Here is a 19734-nt window from a genome sequence, read left to right as displayed (position 1 = left end):
CGGCGAATCCCGCCCCTGCTTGCCCCGCCGCAAGCGGTGGCATAGGCTGCTGGGATAACTGCCCAGCAAGGACCGGGCAGGGAGAGAGCATGGGGCGCAAGCGGTCGAACAAGCCGACCAGTTTCGACATCGCCTATCGCGCGGGCGTGTCGCAGCCAACGGTCAGCCGCGCACTGCGCGGGTCGAAATCGGTCAGCCTGGCGACCCGCCAGCGGATCGAGGCGATCGCGCGCGAGCTGAACTATTCCGTCGACAAGAACGCCTCGTCGCTTCGCTCGCAGCGCTCGAACACGATTGCCCTGCTGTTTTTCGAGGAGGCGACCCCGGACGATTCGAAGATCAATCCGTTCTTCCTGGCCATGCTGGGATCGATCACCCGGCAATGCGCCAACCGCGGGCTGGACCTGTTGATCTCGTTCCAGAAGATGGAGGATGACTGGCACGTCCGCTACCAGGACAGCCACCGTGCCGACGGGCTGATCCTGCTCGGTTATGGCGACTATACGCTTTACGAAAGCCGCCTCGCTGGCCTGGTCGAACAGGGCACCCAGTTCGTCCGCTGGGGATCGGTCGGGGATGACAATGTCGGCGCCACGGTGGGGTCCGACAATATCGGCGCGGGGCGGATGGCGGGCGAGCACCTGCTGGCGCTGGGGCGGCGGCGGATCGCTTTCCTGGGCCAGGCGGACGAGCATTATCCCGAATTCGCAGAGCGGTACCGCGGGCTGTGCGCGGCCTTGCAGGATGCGGGGATCGCGCCCGATCCGGCGCTGCAGGCCGATGCGATCAGCCACGAGGATTCGGGCGAGGCGGCGGCCGCCGCGCTGCTGGGCGCCGGGCACCAGTTCGACGCCATTTTCGCCGCCAGCGACCTGATCGCGATCGGGGCGCTGCGCGCCCTGGCCGAGGCTGGCCGCCGCGTGCCCGAGGATGTCGCGGTGATCGGGTTCGACAACCTGCCCGCCGCCAGCATGACCAACCCCCCGCTGGCCACGGTGATGCAGGACCTCAAAGGCGCGGGCGAACTGCTGGTCGAAACGCTGCTGGCGCAGATCGAGGACCGCCCGCCGCCGCCGCGCACCCTGCCCGCCAGCCTGGTGATCCGCAAAAGCGCCGCGGGCTGAGCGGCCCGCCCGTTTGCGTATTCGTATGCGTGTTGCCGCCTGCGCGGCGGCGTGCAAACCGTGCCCCCACGCGAGGGGGAAGAGGACACGCGATGGAAAAACCGCGCCAAAGCTGGACCGGGCTGTGCAACATCAGCTTCGGCTTTTTCGGGATCCAGATCGGCTTCGCCCTGCAGAACGCCAACATGAGCCGGGTGTTCCAGTCCCTCGGCTCAAGCCTCGATGACCTGCCCGCGCTGTGGGTGGCCGCGCCGCTGACCGGGCTGCTGGTCCAGCCGATCGTCGGCCACCTGTCGGACCGCACCTGGCTGGGACGGCTGGGGCGGCGGCGGCCCTATTTCCTGGCAGGCGCGCTGCTGGCCGCGCTGTCGCTGGTGCTGATGCCGCAAAGCGCCACGCTGCTGATGGCGGCGCTGTTGCTGTGGACGCTGGATGCCAGCCTCAACATCTCGATGGAACCGTTCCGGGCCTTCGTGGGCGACATGCTGCGGCCCGATCAGCACACCGTGGGGTACGGGGTGCAGACCGCCTTCATCGGCGCGGGCGCGGTGGCAGGATCGCTGTTCCCCTTCCTGCTCGATCACCTGGGCGTGGCGAACCAGGCGCCCGCCGGCACGATCCCCGATACGGTGCGCTATTCGTTCTGGGCGGGCGGCGCGGCGCTGCTTGCCGCTGTCGCCTGGACGGTGCTGACGACGCGCGAATATTCGCCGACCGAGCTGGCCGGCTTCGGCGCAGCCCATGCCGGGATCGCCGCGCCAGCCAGCACCGCGCTGGCCGCGCGCAGCCCGCTGGGCGGAGCCGTGTGGATCATGGCGGGCGCGCTGGTGGCCGGCGCTGTGGAAGCATGGTCGCTGGAAAAGGAAGTCTACCTGCTGGCCGCGCTGCTCGCCGCCTATGGCGCGGCGACGATCGCCGCGATCCTGTTGGCCCGCGCCGGACGCGGCCAGGCGATGCTCGCCAGCATCGTCGGCGATTTCGCCGGCATGCCCCGGCTGATGCGCCGCCTGGCTGTGGTCCAGTTCTTCAGCTGGTCGGCGCTGTTCATCATGTGGATCAACACCACGCCGGTGGTGGCACAGCGCTGGTTCGGCACCGCCGATGCCGCCAGCGCCGCCTTCCAGGACGCGGGCAACTGGGTGGGCGTGCTGTTCTCGGTCTATAACGGCGTGGCGGCCGTGGCCGCGCTGCTGGTCCTGCCGTGGCTGTCGCGCCGGATGGGCCAGCTGCGCACCCATGCGCTGTGTCTGCTGGCCGGGGCGCTGGGCTTTGCCGGGTTCTTCCTGGCCGCCACGCCCGAACAGCTGCTGCTGTGCGAAGTTGGCATCGGCATGGCCTGGGCGTCGATCCTGGCCATGCCCTACGCGATCCTGGCGTCCAACCTGCCGCAGGCCAAGCTGGGCATATACATGGGGCTGTTCAACGTCTTCGTGGTGCTGCCGCAGTTGCTGGTGGCAACCGTGCTGGGATCGATCATGCGCGCGTTCTTTCCGGGCGAGCCGATCTGGACCATGGCCTTTGCCGCCGGAACGCTGGTGCTGGCCGCGCTGGTCACCCTGACGCTGCGCGCCGAGCAGGCTCAGGCCGCGTAGCCGCGCAGGAACACGTCGGTTGCCGCCTCTGCCTCGACCGCGATTTCGGCGGGAGTGGGGCGCTCGCTCGCGCCCAGCAGGTAGTGCTGGAACGCGCCGGACTGGCACAGCCCGCCAAAATGGGTCGCCGCCAGCAAGGGATCGGCCCGGCGCAGCGTGCCACGATCCATCTGCTGCGCGATCCATTCGGCCAAGCGCGCCTGACCGCGCCGCATCCCGCGTTCGACCAGCGCCCGGCCCAGTTCCGGGAAGCGCCCGGCTTCACCCGTGACCATCCGGTGCAAGGCCACGATCTGCGGCCGCGTGACCGTGGTGATGATCGACACTGCAAAGGCGTGCAGCGTTTCCCGCGGGTCTGCTTCGGCGCGCAGCGGCAAGCGCAGGGCATCGCCATAGCGTTCGACCAGATCGTCGACCACCGCGTCGAACAATTCGCGCTTGTTGCGGAAATAGCTCCACAGCGTGGTCTTCGATCCGCCCAGCTTGGCGGCGATCGCGGACATGCTGGTATTGCCATAGCCATGGCGCAGGAACGCGGCGCGCGCGGCGCTGACGATTGCGCGCCGCCGTGCCTCGCTGCTGGTCTGCACCTTGCCTGCCACAGTTCCTCCCGAAAAGCTCCTCAACCGTACTACGCAGTATCATTCCGGTTGACAAGCTGGGGCGATCCGGGGCACGGGCCGTACCATGCAGTACGGTTCGCGCACTCTTGCTGTCCTCGCTTCGGCGCTGGCCCTGTCGGCCTGCGGTGCGCCGCCGCCATTGGCCAGCACGCCGCTCGCCAGTGCCCCGCCGCAGGCCGATTCGGCCCTGCTCGCGGGCGAAGGGGCGGACTTTCCGGCCGAGGCCTGGTGGCGCGGCTGGGGCGATCCGGCACTGGACCAGCTGATCGACGAAGCCCTGCGAAACTCGCCCGACATGGCCGTGGCCGCCGCGCGGGTGCGCGCGGCCGATGCGATGACCGCGCAGGCAGGCGGCGCGCTGCTGCCGGCAATAGGCGCCGAAGCCAGCATTGGCGGCACCAAGCAGAGCGAGAATCTGGGCATCCCCCCGGCCTTCGTGCCCAAGGGCGTGCTTGATACCGGCAAGCTGGCGCTCAGCCTGGGGCTGGACCTTGACCTGTGGGGCAAGGGCCGCGCCCAGCTGGCCGCCGCCCGGGGCGAGGCGCAGGCCGCCCGCGCCGATCTGGCCCAGGCCCGGCTGCTGCTGGCCAGCGGCGTTGCGCTCGCCTGGGGTGACCTCGCCCGGGTCGAAGCCAGCCGCCGGATCGCGCTGGCGACGCTCGATGCCGACCGCCAGCTTGAGGAATTGACCGCGCAGCGCCAGCGCCAGGGGCTGGACAACCAGGCCGACCTCGCCCTGGCCCGGGCCCGCAGCGCCGGATCGGCCCGCGCCGTGGCCGCGCTGGATGAGGCCGGACTGCTGGTGCGGGGGCGCATCGCTGCGCTGCTGGGCGCCGGGCCGGGCCGGGCCGAACGCCTGCCCCAGCCAGCACCTGACCTGGGCCGCGCTGTGCGCGCGCCCGATGCGCTGGCCGCCAGCCTGGTGGCCCGCCGCCCGGATTTGACCGCCGCCCGCCTGCGCGCCGAAAGCGGCGCCCAGCGGGTCCGCGCCGCGCGCGCCGCCTTCTTCCCGGACATCAACCTGGCCGCCGTGGCCGGGCTGCAATCGCTCGGGATCGACCAGCTGCTGGACGGCGGGTCAAGCTTTGCCAATTTCGGCCCGGCGCTGAGCCTGCCGCTGTTCGCTGGCGGCCAGCTCAAGGGCAGGCACGATGCCGCCCGCGCGGGCTATGACGAAGCGGTCGCGCGGTATAACGGCGCACTGGTCGGCGCGTTCCGCGAAGTGGCCGATGCCCTGGCCCAGCAGCGCACCCAGCGCGAACAGCTGGCCCAGGCCCGCATCGGCGCCGCCGCGGCCCGGCAAGCGGCCGACCTTGCCCGCCTGCGCTATCGCGCAGGGCTGGCCAACCTGCTCCAGGTCCTTGCCGCCGAGGACAGCGCCCGCAGTGCAAGCCTGGCTGTGGCCGAGCTTGAGACGCGCGGCTTTCAGATTGACGTGATGCTGGTTAAGGCGCTGGGCGGCGGATATGCCGCCCCCGCCTCCGCCGCGGAGAAACCCCTGCCATGACCGAACCGGCCGCCATCCCCGAAACGCAAAGTGAGGTCGCCAGCGCCGACCAGTCCGACCGCCGGCGCAAGCTGCTGGGCCGGTTCGCCCTGATCCTGGCAGTGATCGCCGCGCTGTGGGCGGTGTGGTGGGTGATCACCCAGCGCGACCGCGTCCACACCGACAACGCCTATGTCGGCGCCGACATCGCCGTGGTTACCCCGCTCACCTCGGGCGCGGTACGCGATGTGAAGGCGGGCGGCACCCAGCTGGTCCAGAAGGGCGATGTGCTGGTGGTGCTGGACGATGCCGATGCCCGGATCGAACTGGCCAGCGCCGAAGCGCAGCTGGCCCGCGCCCGCCAGGGCTTCCGCCAGGCCGAAGCCGGCACCGGCGCGGCTGCGGCAATGGTTGCGGCGCGCGGGGCCGATGCCGGCCAGGCCGCCGCCCGCCGCGCCGCCGCGCAGGCCGATTTCGACCGCGCGCGCGAAGCCTATGAGCGCCGCCGCGGCCTGGTCGGCAGCGGCGCGGTCAGCAAGGAAGAACTCGACAGCGCCCGCGCCGCCTATGAAGCCGCGCGCGCCCAGCTGAACCAGGCCGATGCCGCCGCCGCCGGAGCCGGGGCGACCCGCCAGGCCGCGCTGGGCGAACTGCAGGCGAGCCAGGCCGTGACCGCCGGGGTCAGCGTCAATACCGCGCCCGAGGTTCGCGCCGCCGAAGCGCGCGTCGCCGCCGCCCAGCTGGCGCTGGAACGCACCGTGATCCGCGCGCCGATCACCGGGGTGGTGACCAACCGCAACGTCCAGGTGGGGCAACGCCTGCAAATGGGCACCCCGATCATGACGCTGGTTCCGCTCGACGCCGTGTTCGTCGATGCCAATTACAAGGAAAGCCAGCTGCGCAAGGTCCGCCCCGGGCAGAAGGTGGAACTGACCAGCGACTTCTATGGCAGCGGCGTGGTGTTCCACGGCACGGTCAAGGGCTTTGCCGGCGGCACCGGGGCGGCCTTTGCCCTGATCCCGGCGCAGAACGCGACCGGCAACTGGGTGAAAGTGGTGCAGCGCCTGCCGGTGCGCATCGCGCTTGATCAGGCCGATATCAAGGCCCACCCGCTGCGGGTCGGCCTGTCGATGAACGTGGTGATCGATACCCGCGAGCCATGAGCGCGCCCGCCGCCAGCCCCGCCGCCGCGCCGTCCGCCGGTCCGGCGCTTGAACCGGTCACCCAGCCGCTGAGCGGCGGCGCGCTGTGGCTGGCCGCCTTCGGGCTGGCGCTGGCCAATTTCATCGTCATCCTCGACACGACGATTACCAACGTCTCGGTCCCGCACATCGCGGGCGGGCTGGCGATCTCGCCCTCGCAGGGGACCTGGACGATCACGTCCTATGCCGTGGCCGAGGCGATCACCGTGCCGCTGACCGGCTGGCTGGCGGCGCGGTTCGGGACCTATCGCACGCTGCTGTTCAGCCTGTGCGGGTTCGCAGCCTTTTCGGTGCTGTGCGGGATCGCGCGGACGATCGAGCTGCTGGTGGTGCTGCGGGTGCTGCAGGGGCTGTGCGGCGGTCCGCTGATGCCGCTGACCCAGACACTGCTGCTGCGCATCTTCCCGCCCGACAAGATGACCGCCGCCAACGCGCTGTGGGGGGTGACCACCATTTTCGCGCCGATCCTGGGCCCGGTGGTCGGCGGCTACATTTCCGACAACTGGTCGTGGCCGTGGATCTTCTTCATCAACCTGCCGATCGTGGCGGTCTGCGTGACGATCATCGTCCGGCTGGTGGCGCGCTATGAAACGCCGACCCGGCTGGAACGGATCGACGTGATCGGCCTGGTGCTGCTGGTGCTGTTCGTCGGCTGCATGCAGCTGGTGCTGGACCTGGGGCGCGAGCATGACTGGTTCGGCTCGGCGATGATCGTGACCCTGGCGGTGACCTCGGTGGTCGCGTTCGGTGCCTTCGTGATCTGGGAGCTGACCGACCCGCACCCCGTGGTGGACCTGCGGGTGCTGCGGCACCGCAGCCTGTGGGTCGGGCTGATCGCCATGGCGCTGGGCTTTGGCGGGCTGTTCGCGATGATCGTGCTGATCCCGCTGTGGATGCAGTCGGTGATGGGTTATACCGCCAGCGAGGCCGGGCACGCGATGGCGCTGGTCGGGATCTTTGCCGTGCTGATGGGGCCGGTGGCCAGCAAGCTGTTTGAAAAGGTCGACATGCGCCTGCTGATCACCTGCGGGATGCTGTGGCTGGTGCTGATTTCGCTGTGGCGCACGCAGTGGCACACCGACATGACCTTCTGGGACCTGGCCCTGCCGCAGTTGCTGCAAGGCTTCGGGATGCCGTTCTTCTTCATCGGCCTGATGACTCTGGCCCTGACGTCGGTGCCAATGCACGAGGTCGCTTCGGCCGCCGGCCTGCTCAGCTTCATGCGCACAGTCAGCGGCGCGGCGGGCACCGCGCTGTCGACCTCGATCTGGGACGATGCCAGCCGCGAGACCCGCGCTCAGCTGGCCGGCACGCTCAACGGGGCGGACGGCACCCTGGCGCAGCTCCAGGCGCAAGGGATGAGCGAAGGGCAGGCCCGCGTGGTGATCGAACGGCTGGTCGAAGCCCAGGCCGCCACGATCGGTTCGAACCACGTTTTCGCGATCAGTTCGGTGATCCTGTTCGTCGCCGCCTGGCTGGTGTGGCTGACCCCGCGCCCCGCGCCGCCAAACAGCGGTGGGCCGATGGCGCACTGAACCTGCGCTCCCCGGAATGAGCCGATCAGGGCTGGCCGGGGCGCTACCGCGCTTCTTCGTCCAGGAAACGCCCCAGGGCGTCGGCAATGGCGGAAATTCCGGCGGATGGATCGTCCGCCCAGCGGCGCACCGCAAGGAAATAGCAGGTGTGGTCGATGTTCGACAGGACCAGCGCCGCGCGGGTGCGGGCGTCGCGGTCAGTCGCCAGATGCGCCAGCCGCGGATTCGAGCGGGCCAGCAGATCGATGATCTCCTCCTGGTAGCGGGCCAGTTGCCAATAAAGCTCCGGTTCGATGGCCGCTGCCTGGGTCAGAATGATGCAGGTGTCGTGGTGTTCCCGGTAAAGCCTGACATGACGTTCGCACCATGACCGCAGGGCGGCCGGCGCGGGATCCTGCATCGCCGCCAGTTCGGCATAGAGCGGCTGCCAGACCGGCGAAAAGCGTTCCGCAATGGCCGCGACCAGTTCTGCCTTGCCGGCAAAATGGGCATAGCACGAAGCCCGGCTGACCTTTGCTTCGGCCAGCACGTGTTCGATCGTGGCATTGGCATAGCCCAGCGCCGTGAACACGCGGCTGGCGCCTTCGATCAGCTTGTCCCGCGTTTCCGCGCGCTGGGCGCGCTGACGGGCATTGGCGCGGTTGGGCCGCGCCCCCTCTGACGCCGCCGATTTCGCCTGAAGCGCGATTGGCGCTTGACTCAAACTGACCATACATGATGTTTAGTCATAATGTTCGATCCCGGTCAAGGGACGAACCAGGCATGCGGAGGGATGAGCCATGGCGTGGTCGAATGTTGCCTATGACTTTGCGGGGGCCCAGGTCCTGGTTACCGGGGGCACCAGCGGGATTGGCGCGGCCACGGCGGCGGCCTTTGCCGATGCCGGCGCGCAGGTGACGATCACCGGCACCAGGGCAACGGCAAGCGATTACGAGGCTGACCTGTCGCGCTACCAGTACCGCCAGCTGGACCTGGAAAGCCGCGATTCGCTTGAGGAGCTGGCCGCGGCGACCACCGCCTGCGACGTGCTGGTCAACAACGCAGGGCTCAGCTTCTACTCGCTCGGCCAGGACGAGCATGACCCCGACGTGTTCGAACGCGCGCTGACGATCCACCTCGCCGCCCCGTTCCGCCTGGCGACGCGGCTGGCCGACAAGCTGGCGGCCAGCAAGCTGCCAGGCGGCGGCTGCGTGGTCGGGCTCGGTTCGATCACCAGCTTCATGGGGATCGCGGTGACGCTGGGTTACGGCGCGGGCAAGACCGGCCTGCTGGGCATGACGCGCGGCCTTGCGGTCGACCTAGGCCCGCGCGGAATACGGCTCAACGTGGTCTGCGCCGGCATGGTCGAAACCGCGATGACCGCCGGGGTGTTCTCGCCGGGCGGCGAAGCCTGGCAGCGGCCGACGCTGGAACGCACGCCGCTGGGCCGGCTGGGCAAGGTCGATGACATTTCCGGTGCAGTGCTGTTCCTGGCCAGCGACGCCGCCGCCTGGATCACCGGGCAGACGCTGATGATCGACGGCGGCTACACGATCAATGGCTGAAGCCGTGCGGATCGACGATCTGGCCCAGCCGGTGCTGACGCCGATGATCGAAGGCGCGATCGCGGCCACGCCGCCGGTCAGCTATTCGGCCCAAGGCGTGCTCGACGCGGCGCGCGTGGCGACCGGCCTCAGCGACTTTGGCGCGATGGATTTCGTCGAACGGCTCGAAGTCTGGCTGCAAAGCTTCGATGAGGACAAGGGGCTCAACGCCCTGGGCCGGGCCAACCTGCTGGCCGATTGCGTCCGCCAGGCCAGCACCCGGCTGCGTTTCGAGGATGCGTGGAAACGCCATCCCGAAATCGCCGGAATCGCGATCGACCGCCCGATCATGATCGCCGGGCTGCCGCGTTCGGGCACGACGCACCTCGTCAATCTGCTCGCCGCCGATGATCGGATGCGCAGCCTGCCCTTGTGGGAATCGATGGAGCCGGTCGCGCGCAGCGAACCCGCCCCGCCGCCGCAGGACGATCCGCGCCGCCATGACTGCACGGCGATGTGGGGGCAATTCGAAACCATGCTGCCGCTGATGCCGACCATGCACGAAATGGCGCCCGACGGCATCCACGAGGATATCGAGCTGCACGGCCCCGATTTCAGCGGCTATCTGTGCGAATGGGTCAGCCGCCCCTACCGCTGGCGCGACTATTACCTGAGCCACGACCAGACCCCGCACTACCGCTATGCCCGGCGGCTGCTGCAATATCTGACCTGGGTGCGCGGCCCCAATCGCTGGGTGCTGAAATCGCCGCCGCACATGGAAAACCTGGCCGCGCTCAACGCTGTGCACCCCGATGCCACGGTAATGGTCACCCACCGCGATCCGCTGGCGGTGCTGCAATCAGCGATTACCATGATCGCCTATGGCGACCGCATCCGCCGCACGGTCGACCTGGCGCAGCTCGCCACTTACTGGACCGACCGGATCGAGGTGCTGCTGCGCCGCTGTGTCGCCCAGCGCGATGTGCTGCCGCGCGCGATCGACGTGCGGTTCCACGAATACATGGCCGACCAGATGGGCACGATCGAGCGGGTCTACGACTTGGCCGAACTGGAACTGACCCCCGCCGCCCGCATGCGGATCGAGGGGTACATGCAGGCCAACCCGCGCGGCAAGCATGGCAGCGCGGCCTATGACCTGCGCGGGCAGTTCGGGCTTGACCCCGATGCCCTGTGGGAACGGTTCGGCTTCTACACGCAGCGGTTCGGGATCAAGCGGGAGGTGTTCTGATGGAAGCCAGGCAAAGGCTGCTCGCGGGGGCGGCATGGGACGAATTCTGCGACCAGCTCAAGCTGGCGGGCCGGATCGTCGGGCACTTCGGCAACGAGGTGGACGAGCTGGACCGGGCGGAATGGTACCGCTTCATGGCCCGCCTGACGCGCAACGGGCTCGAACGTTTCCTGGAGAATTGCGAACCGGAACGGCCGCGCCTGCGCGACGTGCCGTGGCGGCAGTCGATCAATTTCCAGTCGCCCGACCAGGACCATCTGCTGGCCGAATTCGTCGATGGCAGTCACGACTATGTAATCACCGGCAACCGGGGCGGCCTGCCCTATTTCGTGATCGCCAGCTGGAACTCATCCCAGCCGGCCCATCCCGGCGACCGAGACTGGACCGCGGAGGGGATCGAAGGCCTCAAGACCTTCGACCCCACCGCCTACCAGACCACCGGCTTCATCACGTCGGACCAGGTCCACTTCGATGCGCAGGGCAATTTCACCATCGCGGTCAGCCAGCAGCGGATCGCGGGCATTGCCGACTGGCTGCCGATCCAGCCCGAATGCATCGGCCTGCTGGTCCGCACACTCTATCATGACCGCGACGAGACGGCGCCGCCGCAGTTCTCGATCCGCCGTCTCGATGGGGCCCGGCCGCGCGCCGTCAGCCCCGGCGAAGTGGCCGATGGGCTGGCCAAGGCCGCGCAGACCGTGCTCGGCTATGGCGAACTGGTCCGGCGCTGGTGGCAGGACAACCTGGCACAGCGCCCCAACCGCATCCGGTTCGACCGCGCGGTTTATCTGTCCAACGGCGGCGTGCCCGATCGTCACCACGGCTTCGGCACCTGGCAGTGCGAGGCGCACGAGGCGCTGGTGATCGATTTCCTGCCCAGTCCCTGTTCCTACTGGATCTTCCAGCTCTGTTCGATCTGGCAGGAGAACCTCGACAATTACGAGGACGGGCAGGGCTTCATCACCAAGTACACCTGCCGCCTGCAAGGCGACGGCTCGGTGCGGGTGGTGATCGCGAGCGAGGACCCCGGGATCGGCGGCAACCACGTCTCGCCATTCGATCATGTCCACGGCGGAATGAGCCTGCGGTTCATCGGGCTTGAGGCCGGGGCCGAGCCGCCGCAGGTCAGCCTGCGCCGAGTGCCCCTGGCCGACCTCAAGGCACGCGGCGCAGCGGCAATTGACGGCGTCGAGCCAGTGGTCAGCGGAGAAGTGGCCGGATGAACCCGTCGCAGCGCGTCCTGTTCGCCGGGACCCGCCAGGGCACGCCGCTGGCCGAGCGGCTCGCCCCGGCCGCCGCCGCTGGCTTTACCGCCGTCACGGCCTGGCATGGCGATGTGGCCGGCGCGGATCGTTCCGCGCTGGCAGCGGCGGTGCGCGAGGCGGGGCTGGTGGTGACCGACATGGAATGCATCGGCAACTGGCTGCCCGGCCATGCCCAGGCAACGGGCGGCTGGGCCGACGCGGTGCGCGGGGCAACGCCCGAAAAGTTTATCGCGCTGGGTGCGGAAATCGGCGCGCACACCGCTTCGGTGGTCGAACTGCTGGGCATGGACTGGGATCCAGCCGCGCAGGCCCGCGCCTTTGCCGCAATCTGCGACCGCGCCGCCGAACACAGCCTGACCGTGGCGATCGAGCCTGTGCCCGTTGGCGCCGTCCATGACTTTGCCCGGGCGCGCGAGTTGGTCGAGCGCAGCGAGCGCGCCAATGCCGGGATCATGCTCGATACCTGGCATTTCTTCCGCTCGGGCTCATCGCTCGACGACTTGGCGCGGTGCCCGGGCGAGCTGATCCTGTCGGTCCAGCTCAACGATGCGCTGGCCGCGCCCGAGGCGGACCTCAACGCCGGCATGATGCGGCGCCTGCTACCCGGCGCGGGCGAGCTCGATCTGCAGGGCTTCATGCAGGCGCTGGCCGCCACCGGCACCACAGCGCCAATCGGGATCGAGGTGTTCAGCCCCGAACTCGACGCGCTCGATACCGAAGCCGCGCTGGCGCGCTGCGCCGCTGCGCTGGATCTATGTCTGGAGATGGCGAAATGACGATTGGCGCAGTTGTAGTCGGCACCGGCTTTGGCCTGTTCACCCACACCCGCGCGCTGCGCGAGGCCGGGTTCGAAGTGCAGGCGATCGTCGGGCGCGACCGGGCGCGAGTTGCCGAACGCGCCGCGCCGCTCGGCATTCCCCTCGCGACCGACAGCCTCGCCGAGGCCTTGGCCGACCCATCGATCCAGCTGGTGACCGTCGCGACGCCGCCGCACGCACACTATCCCTTCGTGATGGAAGCGATCGCCGCCGGGCGGCACGTCGTGTCGGAAAAGCCCTTTGCCAGGGATGCCGCCGAAGCGCGCGCGATGCGTGATGCCGCCACGGCCGCCGGGGTGCTGCACATGCTGGGCGCCGAATTCCGCTTCGACAGCGCGCAGGCGCTGCTGCGGCGGGTGGCGCAATCGGGCGCGATCGGGGCGCCGCGCCACTTCCTGCGAATCTACCACCAGCCCGGCACGCTCACGCCCGAGGAACCGATGGCCGCATGGTGGGAGGACGCGGCCCAGGGCGGCGGGTTCCTGGGCGCGTTCGGCAGCCACATGTTCGATCAGGTCGACTACATGTTCGGACCGATCACGCGGGTTTCGGGCCAGCTCCAGACCCTGGCCCCCGGACGCCCCTGGCGCAGCGCCGACGATTGCTATTCGGTCCAGTTCGAGGCCGGCGACGGCGTGCTGGGCACGATCGTCGCCGCGCAGGAATCGCGCAGCGGCTTTGCCATGTGCACCAAGGTAACCGGCACCGGCGGCGGGGTGTGGATCCAGAGCGGCGCGAACTATGGCGATCCTGAGGAAGTCTGGATCCATGACGCAGCGGGCATGCGCCAGGTGCCGATGCCGGCCGACCTGGTCAATCCGCCGCCCACGCCCTTCCCGATCGGCGATCTGATCCAGACCGAGATGGACCGCTGGCACACCATGGGTTTCGACGTGCCGCCCTACGCCCGGCTGTTCGCCGAAATGAAGGCCCGGATCGAAGGCCGCGAACCGGCCATTCCCGAGCGCGCCGCAACCTTCGATGATGCCGTGCGCGGGCAGGCCGTGCTTGATGCCGTGCGGGAATCGGCCAGGACCAGGCAATGGCAGACGGTCGACTAGACGGCCTGCAGCTTGTTCTTATTTGAGGGGGCTTGGAGCGGGTAAGGGGAATCGAACCCCTCTAGCCAGCTTGGAAGGCTGGAGCATTACCACTATGCTATACCCGCGTGCGGCAGGCGCCGGCTTTCGCCCCGGCTGGCGCACCCGACAGGATTCGAACCTGTGGCCTCTGCCTTCGGAGGGCAGCGCTCTATCCAGCTGAGCTACGGGTGCTTGCCGGAGGGGAGCGGTTAGCAGCGCGCGCGCCGCTGCGCCAGTCCCTTATTTCATCGCGCAAATGGCCCGGTTAGCGATTTGGCAAGCCGAATCGGCCTATCCCCGCGGCATGAACGCACCAACCACCTTCGGCCCGAACCTTGCGGCAAGCGGCGGGGCGCTGCCCGGATCGGGGCGGCCCGAATTCGGCCAGGCCTCGGCCAGCGCGATGAGCATGAAGTGGTCCGCGCTGCACGATGCGGCCAATGTCGTCGCCATGCTGGCAGGCATCGCGGCCGAGCCGATGCGCCCTGAAGTGCGCAATTTCCCGGCGCTGATGCGTGATATCGGCGGCTGGCGGCGCGAGTTGGCCGAACAGGGCATCGACGATCTGTCGGCGATCATGGAACCGGGGCTGGCGGCGCTGCTCGCGGTCAATGCGCGGGGGGTCAATCCGGCCCCGGCGGCGCTGGCGCTGTGGCAGGAATTCCACGCCGCGCGCAGTGCCTTGCTGACTTTCAGCCCGCCGGCCGAATCGGCTCAGCCGCGCCGCTTCATGTAGCGCGGCGGGCGGCCCGAGCGGGCCGGCTTGCAAAGTTCCTGTTTCGTTCCTAGACTGGCGGAATGCCAGCCAATCCGCCGATTCCCGCCGAGAGTTTCACCCGCGAGGCGCAGGCTGTGGCGCGGGGGATCGGGCGGCTGTTTGCGCGCAATGACATCTGGTGCCTGCCGGAAATGCCGCTGCGCAATGGGCGGAGGGCCGATCTGATGGGGATCGACGGCAAGGGGCAACTGGTGATCGTCGAGATCAAGGTGGCCCGGGGAGACCTGCTGGGCGATGCCAAGTGGCTGGATTACCTGGATTATTGTGACCGGTTCTATTGGGGCCTGGCCCCGCACCTGGACCGTTCCTGCATGGAGGACGCGGCCTTCCTGCCTGAGCGCTGCGGGCTGATCGTGGCCGATGGCTATGACGCCGAAATCCTGCGTCCGGCGGCCACGGTGCCGCTGGCGGCGGCGCGCAGAAAGGTGGAAATGGAACGACTTGCCCGCGCCGCGCTGCGCCGCCACCACGGGTTGATCGACCCCGGTCTGGCCGGTCTGATCTGACACCGCAGCACGGAGGCACCAGCCCGCACAAACCGCGCACCAGCCGGCCTAGGGACGCCTGATCAGCGGGTGAGGCGCCCCTGAGGTTCACGCGACAGCCGCGTCATCAGCAAGGCCGCCCGTTTCGCCTGCCGCCACAGGCTGGCGAGGTCCACCACCTCGGCGCTGGTGTGGTCGCCCTCGCTCGCCGGACCAAGGCCAACCAGGCTGTCGACATCGGCAGCGACGAAGCTGATGTCCCCCGCCCCGCGCTTGAGCGGGTCGAGCTCGCCCATCGGCTCAAGCCCCAGCACGGCGTTGACCGCGTTCAGCTTGCCCAGCAGCGCGCGGTTGCCGGCCGTGGGCGCCATCGGCGGATACTTGCCATCGAAAGTCAGCGTGGCAGAGCCGCCGTTGAACGGGCGGTCGACGATTTCGCGCATCTTCGCTTCGGCCCGCGCGATCGATTCGGGGGTCAGCGCGCGCAGATCGCCGCTAGCGATCGCCACGCCGGGGATGATGTTGCTTTTGCCCGCGGCGCTCGCATTGGCATCGTTGGCGGCAATTTCCGCGCTGGCCCCGCCGGTAATCAGCCCGACGTTGAACGTCAGGTTGGGTTCCGGCAGCTCCGTGCGGAAGGCGGTGAGGATCCGGGCGAGCGGATAGATCGCCCCTTCCCCGGCACTGGCCGAGAAGATGCCGCTGGAATGCCCGCTTTTCGCAGTGACGGTGACTTTCCACCCCCCGGCCGAGCGTCGCGCGATCGAGCCCATGTCCTTGCCGCCGTCGCGCGCCAACCCTTCGAAGTCGAGCGCCACATCGGCGCGCTTGCCCGCCGCGACCAGATCGGCCCGCGCTGCTTCCAAGGGCAGCCCGGCGTCTTCCTCGTCCCCGGTCAGCACCACTTCGATGTTGGCGTCCTTCAGCGTGCCCGCCTTGTGCATCGCCCGCAGCGCGGCAAGCATGGCGACATCGCCGCCCTTGTCATCCGCCGCGCCGGGGCCGCGCGCCTTGTCCGGCCCCAGCCGCTCGAACTTCTGGAACGGGTGGTCGGGTTCGAACACCGTGTCGAGATGCCCGATCAGCAGCAGCCGCTTGCGCCCGGGCTTGCCCTTGTGCGTCGCGATGAGGTGCCCGGCGCGGCCGACCGCAGCCTGGTCCACCCAGCGCACGGCAAAGCCCAGCGCCTGGAATTCGCCCGCCAGCATGTCGCGCACCTTGCGCACCCCATCGAGGTTGCGGCTGCCGCTGTTCTGGTTGACCAGCCGTTCGAGCAGATCGACATGGCGGCCCTGTTCGGCATCGACCGTCTGGATCATCACCTGCTCCTGCCGACTGGGCGCAGCGGCAAGGGTGGGGGCGGCCAGGGCGGGGGCACTGGTGGCAAGCAGGGCGGCGGCGAGGATCAGCGTGCGGTTCATCCCCCCAGCCTAGCCCATCGGCGGCGAAGCGCAATATTCTTGCTTTTTGCTGCAATGCATACTAAAGGGCTTGTCCAGCAACCGGCGCATCGGCCCAGATCCGACGCAATCCGGCGCAGCGTGAGGTTGGGCGTTTCCACCCCAACCGCCCCGGACCTGCGGTTGCGCGTTTATCGCTGAAGCCACCTTCTTCACGCAGGGTCGCATCGAAACGAACCCTCGCTTCGCGCCTGGCGGACCCGTGTCCGTGGGCTGCGCCGCTTCATATTTGGAATTTGAAAATGACCTATTTCACCGACCTTGGCCTGGCCGAGCCTCTCATCCGTGCGCTTGCCACCAAGGGCTATACCGATCCCACCCCGATCCAGCGCCAGTCGATCCCCGCGCTGCTCGAAGGGCGCGACCTGTTGGGCATCGCCCAGACCGGCACCGGCAAGACCGCCGCGTTCTCGCTCCCCTCGCTCCACCGCCTCGCCGCCAATCCGCAGCCCCGCAAGAACGCGGCCTGCCGGATGCTGGTGCTGAGCCCGACCCGCGAGCTGGCCGCCCAGATCGCCGAGAACATGCGCGGCTATGCCAAGTACCTGAACCTGTCGGTCCAGTGCGTGTTCGGCGGCGTGCCGGTGGGCAAGCAGTCGCGCGCGCTGGTGCCCGGCTGCGACGTGCTGGTCGCCACGCCGGGCCGCCTGCTCGACCTGATCGACCAGCGTGCGCTGACCCTGCGCCATGTCGAGATCTTCGTGCTCGACGAAGCCGACCAGATGATGGACCTGGGCTTCATCGTGCCGCTGAAGCGCGTTGCCGCGATGCTGCCCAAGGAACGGCAGAGCCTGTTCTTTTCCGCGACCATGCCCAAGGCGATCGCGGACCTGGGCAAGCAGTTCATCCATAACCCGGTGCGCGTCGAAGTGACCCCGCAGGCGACCACCGCCGAACGCGTCGAACAGTATGTCACTTTCCTCAACCAGGCGGAAAAGCAGGCGCTGCTGACCCTGCGTCTGCGCGCCGGTCTGGCCGACAAGAGCATCGACCGCGCGCTGGTGTTCACCCGCACCAAGCACGGCGCCGACCGCGTGGTGCGCCACCTGGCGACCGCCGGGGTCAGCGCTTTCGCGATCCACGGCAACAAGAGCCAGGCCCAGCGCACCGCCGCGCTCCAGGCGTTCCGCAACGGTTCGTGCCCGGTGCTGGTGGCGACCGATATCGCCGCGCGCGGGATCGACGTGACCGGCGTCAGCCACGTGTTCAACTATGAACTGCCCAACGTGCCCGAACAGTACGTCCACCGCATCGGCCGCACCGCGCGCGCCGGTGCCGACGGCGTGGCGCAGAGCTTCTGCGCGCCCGATGAAAAGCCCTACCTGCGCGACATCGAGCGGCTGACCGGGGTCAAGCTGGATACCCAGCCGCTGCCGGAAGATTTCCAGAAGCAGGCCGCGCAGCTGCCGCTGCCCAGCCGCAAGCCCGCCGAAGCCGAACAGGACGCCCGCCGCGAAGCACGCGACGCGCGCGGCCGGGGCGGCCAGCGCGGTGGCGGTGAACGCGGCGGTGAACGCCGCCGTCCGAACGCCGGCAACCGCAGCCCGGGCGGGCAGGGCCGCAACGGCCAGCCGCGCGACACCTGGCTGCGCAACGACCGCCAGGGCAGTGCCCCCGCGCGCGGCCCCGTGTTCAACCCGCTGGCCGATGAAGGCCGCGGCAGGGTGGAAGACGCGCCCCGCCGCGACGCCGCCCCGCGCCGCGACGACCGTGCCCAGGGCCGCCCGGAACGCGGCGGCGAACGCCGCGAACGCGCCTTCGGCGAAATGCCCCGCCGCGACGCCCAGCCGCGCAGCGGCGAACGGGGCGGTGAACGCAGCGCCGCACCCCGCGATGGCGGGCAGGACCGCGGCAACCGCCGCTTCGACCAGCGCGGCGAAGGCCGCCGCGATGGCCGTCCGCAAGGCCAGCAGGGCGGCCGCACCCCGCACCGTGGCCGCACCGGCCGCGCGGGCTAACGTCGCGGAACATCAAGTCTGACCTCCGCTCAGTCGGAGGATGACGAAGGCCACGCGCTGATGCTGCCCCGGGCAGTGTCAGCGCCGTGGCCTTTTTCCTATGTGGCCGGGGCAGAGCGGCGCGTGCCCCCGCACACCCCACCCCCCGCCTTGCATCCCCGCGCCCTTATGCCTAACCCGATGGGGTGAGCGAAACGCCTGCCCCTCCCCATGGCCTGACGGCCCCCGGCAAGCCGCTCGCCCCGTTTCGTTTTCCCGCCTTCCGCGCGATCTGGACCGCCAACCTGGCCTCGAACCTGGGCTCGATGGTCCAGTCGACCGGCGCGGCCTGGCTGATGACCGAGCTGACCACCTCGCACCAGCTGGTCGCGCTGATCCAGGCCTCGGTCACCCTGCCGGTGATGCTGCTGGGGGTGATCGCCGGGGCGATTGCCGACAATTACGATCGCCGCCGGGTGATGCTGGCGGCGCAATGGGTGATGCTGGTGCTGTCGGCAGCGCTGGCCGTGCTGACCTGGCAGGGGCTGATCGGGCCGCTTTCGCTGCTCGCCTTCACTCTGGCGGTGGGCTGCGGCACGGCGCTGAACGGCCCGGCCTGGCAGGCATCGGTGCGCTTGCAGGTTGGCCCGGCCGACCTGCCGCAGGCGATCTCGCTCAACACCATTGCCTATAACCTGGCGCGCAGCGTTGGCCCGGCGCTGGGCGGCCTGCTGATTTCGCTGGCCAGCACGGCCACGGCCTTTGCGCTCAACGCGCTGTCCTATCTGGCGCTGATCGTGGTGCTGCTGCGCTGGCACCCTCAACAAGCCGTGCGCGAGCGCCAGCCGATGTTCGCCTCGATTCTGGCGGGGATCCGCTTTTGCGCCAGTTCCAGCCCGGTGCGGCGGATCCTGCTGCGCGGCTTTGCCTTTGGCTTCGGCGCGGCCGGATACCTCGGGCTGCAACCCTTGCTGGTGCGCGAACAGTTGCACGGCACCGAAACCCAGTTCGGGCTGTCGCTGGGCGCGTTCGGAATCGGCTCGATCGTGGTCGCGCTGTGGATCGCCCCGGTGCGGCGGCGCTTTGGCGGTGAAGCGGTGGTCGGCATGTCCACGCTGATCTTTGCGATGATGCTGCTGCCGATCAGCCGCGTCACCAGCCTGCCGGCGCTGCTGGCACTGACCCTGGTCGCGGGCGGGGCCTGGGTGGCGGTGCTGACCAGCCTGAACGTCGCAATGCAGCTGCGCTCGCCCGAGGCGATCCTGGGACGCTGCCTGGCGATCTACCAGGCGGTGACCTTTGGCGGCATGGCGCTGGGCGCCTATGCGATGGGTCTGGCCTCGGACCTGATCGGGCTGAGCGGGGCAGTGCAACTGTCGGCCGCCTTGCTGCTCGCCAGCCTGGCCCTGCGCTGGCTCGCGCCGATGCCCGGACGGGACGAGGGGCGGGTTTAGGGGGGATGTTTTTGTCCGCCTCACGGCGGTGCGGAAAAGCCATCCGGCTTTTCCTGGCCTGGCCGGCCCGCTCCCCCGGCCCAACCACCCACAGGGTACCTTAAACGGGTGGTTGGGCCGG

17 protein-coding genes and 2 tRNA genes are annotated in these 19734 nt (G+C 69.3%); 14 read left to right on the top strand and 5 right to left on the bottom strand.

Features of this window, described 5'->3' with window-relative positions; translation table 11 throughout:
- The first annotated feature begins 89 nt into the window (after positions 1-89).
- Both ACE3N9_RS13455 and ACE3N9_RS13450 read left to right on the top strand, forming a co-directional pair.
- On the top strand, positions 90-1124 hold the full coding sequence (locus ACE3N9_RS13455; RefSeq protein WP_374284397.1) for a LacI family DNA-binding transcriptional regulator: 1035 nt from the start codon (positions 90-92) through the stop codon (positions 1122-1124).
- Between the two features lie 92 nt (positions 1125-1216).
- Positions 1217-2716, top strand: a complete 1500-nt coding sequence (locus ACE3N9_RS13450; protein WP_374284395.1) for an MFS transporter — start codon at positions 1217-1219, stop codon at positions 2714-2716.
- Here the strand turns inward: ACE3N9_RS13450 and ACE3N9_RS13445 are convergent.
- Positions 2704-3318: a TetR/AcrR family transcriptional regulator gene (locus ACE3N9_RS13445; RefSeq protein WP_374284393.1), complete on the bottom strand. Its 615-nt coding sequence runs from the start codon at positions 3316-3318 to the stop codon at positions 2704-2706. The genes ACE3N9_RS13450 and ACE3N9_RS13445 overlap by 13 nt on opposite strands.
- A gap of 85 nt (positions 3319-3403) precedes the next feature.
- Between ACE3N9_RS13445 and ACE3N9_RS13440 the strand changes: the two genes are divergently transcribed.
- The 3 genes from ACE3N9_RS13440 to ACE3N9_RS13430 are packed head-to-tail and all read left to right on the top strand — an operon-like array spanning position 3404 to position 7562.
- Positions 3404-4846 carry an efflux transporter outer membrane subunit gene (locus ACE3N9_RS13440; RefSeq protein ID WP_374284391.1) on the top strand — a complete coding sequence of 481 codons (1443 nt, stop codon included), beginning with the start codon at positions 3404-3406 and terminating at the stop codon, positions 4844-4846.
- Positions 4843-5988, top strand: a complete 1146-nt coding sequence (locus ACE3N9_RS13435; RefSeq protein WP_374284389.1) for an HlyD family efflux transporter periplasmic adaptor subunit — start codon at positions 4843-4845, stop codon at positions 5986-5988. Before ACE3N9_RS13440 ends, ACE3N9_RS13435 begins: the two co-directional genes overlap by 4 nt.
- Positions 5985-7562 carry a DHA2 family efflux MFS transporter permease subunit gene (locus ACE3N9_RS13430; RefSeq protein WP_374284387.1) on the top strand — a complete coding sequence of 526 codons (1578 nt, stop codon included), beginning with the start codon at positions 5985-5987 and terminating at the stop codon, positions 7560-7562. The genes ACE3N9_RS13435 and ACE3N9_RS13430 overlap by 4 nt, the downstream gene beginning before the upstream one ends.
- 43 nt (positions 7563-7605) lie before the next feature.
- Here ACE3N9_RS13430 and ACE3N9_RS13425 read toward each other — a convergent pair whose 3' ends face one another.
- The gene (locus ACE3N9_RS13425; protein WP_374284384.1) at positions 7606-8274 is read right to left on the bottom strand and encodes a TetR/AcrR family transcriptional regulator; all 669 of its coding nucleotides are present in this window, start codon (positions 8272-8274) and stop codon (positions 7606-7608) included.
- Positions 8275-8341: 67 nt separating this feature from the next.
- Here ACE3N9_RS13425 and ACE3N9_RS13420 point away from each other — a divergent pair, with 67 nt between their 5' ends.
- The 5 genes from ACE3N9_RS13420 to ACE3N9_RS13400 are packed head-to-tail and all read left to right on the top strand — an operon-like array spanning position 8342 to position 13478.
- Positions 8342-9106, top strand: coding sequence for an SDR family NAD(P)-dependent oxidoreductase (locus tag ACE3N9_RS13420; RefSeq protein WP_374284382.1), 765 nt, complete (start codon positions 8342-8344; stop codon positions 9104-9106).
- Positions 9099-10334 carry a sulfotransferase gene (locus tag ACE3N9_RS13415; protein WP_374284380.1) on the top strand — a complete coding sequence of 412 codons (1236 nt, stop codon included), beginning with the start codon at positions 9099-9101 and terminating at the stop codon, positions 10332-10334. Before ACE3N9_RS13420 ends, ACE3N9_RS13415 begins: the two co-directional genes overlap by 8 nt.
- Entirely contained in the window at positions 10334-11557 is a 1224-nt protein-coding gene (locus ACE3N9_RS13410) for a hypothetical protein (RefSeq protein ID WP_374284377.1), read from the top strand. The genes ACE3N9_RS13415 and ACE3N9_RS13410 overlap by 1 nt, the downstream gene beginning before the upstream one ends.
- Complete coding sequence (locus ACE3N9_RS13405; RefSeq protein WP_374284375.1) at positions 11554-12375, top strand: sugar phosphate isomerase/epimerase family protein; 822 nt, start codon at positions 11554-11556, stop codon at positions 12373-12375. Before ACE3N9_RS13410 ends, ACE3N9_RS13405 begins: the two co-directional genes overlap by 4 nt.
- The gene (locus ACE3N9_RS13400) at positions 12372-13478 is read left to right on the top strand and encodes a Gfo/Idh/MocA family protein (protein ID WP_374284373.1); all 1107 of its coding nucleotides are present in this window, start codon (positions 12372-12374) and stop codon (positions 13476-13478) included. The genes ACE3N9_RS13405 and ACE3N9_RS13400 overlap by 4 nt, the downstream gene beginning before the upstream one ends.
- 33 nt (positions 13479-13511) lie before the next feature.
- Here the strand turns inward: ACE3N9_RS13400 and ACE3N9_RS13395 are convergent.
- Positions 13512-13585: transfer RNA gene (locus tag ACE3N9_RS13395), tRNA-Gly, on the bottom strand.
- 29 nt (positions 13586-13614) lie between these two features.
- A tRNA-Arg gene (locus ACE3N9_RS13390) sits at positions 13615-13691 on the bottom strand.
- 112 nt (positions 13692-13803) lie between these two features.
- Here ACE3N9_RS13390 and ACE3N9_RS13385 point away from each other — a divergent pair.
- Together ACE3N9_RS13385 and ACE3N9_RS13380 are read left to right on the top strand one after the other, a co-directional pair.
- Positions 13804-14235, top strand: coding sequence for a hypothetical protein (locus tag ACE3N9_RS13385; RefSeq protein ID WP_374284371.1), 432 nt, complete (start codon positions 13804-13806; stop codon positions 14233-14235).
- A gap of 62 nt (positions 14236-14297) precedes the next feature.
- Positions 14298-14783, top strand: a complete 486-nt coding sequence (locus tag ACE3N9_RS13380; protein ID WP_374284369.1) for an MmcB family DNA repair protein — start codon at positions 14298-14300, stop codon at positions 14781-14783.
- A gap of 62 nt (positions 14784-14845) precedes the next feature.
- Here the strand turns inward: ACE3N9_RS13380 and ACE3N9_RS13375 are convergent, their stop codons facing one another.
- Entirely contained in the window at positions 14846-16183 is a 1338-nt protein-coding gene (locus ACE3N9_RS13375; protein WP_374284368.1) for a M20/M25/M40 family metallo-hydrolase, read from the bottom strand.
- A gap of 281 nt (positions 16184-16464) precedes the next feature.
- Between ACE3N9_RS13375 and ACE3N9_RS13370 the strand changes: the two genes are divergently transcribed.
- Together ACE3N9_RS13370 and ACE3N9_RS13365 are read left to right on the top strand one after the other, a co-directional pair.
- Positions 16465-18180 (top strand): DEAD/DEAH box helicase, encoded by a 1716-nt coding sequence (locus ACE3N9_RS13370; RefSeq protein WP_374284366.1) that lies wholly within the window; start codon positions 16465-16467, stop codon positions 18178-18180.
- A 185-nt stretch (positions 18181-18365) separates the two neighbouring features.
- Positions 18366-19613, top strand: coding sequence for an MFS transporter (locus ACE3N9_RS13365; protein ID WP_374284364.1), 1248 nt, complete (start codon positions 18366-18368; stop codon positions 19611-19613).
- Positions 19614-19734 lie beyond the last annotated feature (121 nt).

The sequence above is a fragment of the Novosphingobium sp. genome (assembly GCF_041905565.1).
Lineage (GTDB): Bacteria > Pseudomonadota > Alphaproteobacteria > Sphingomonadales > Sphingomonadaceae > Novosphingobium.
This window is presented reverse-complemented; position numbering and strand designations above follow the sequence as displayed.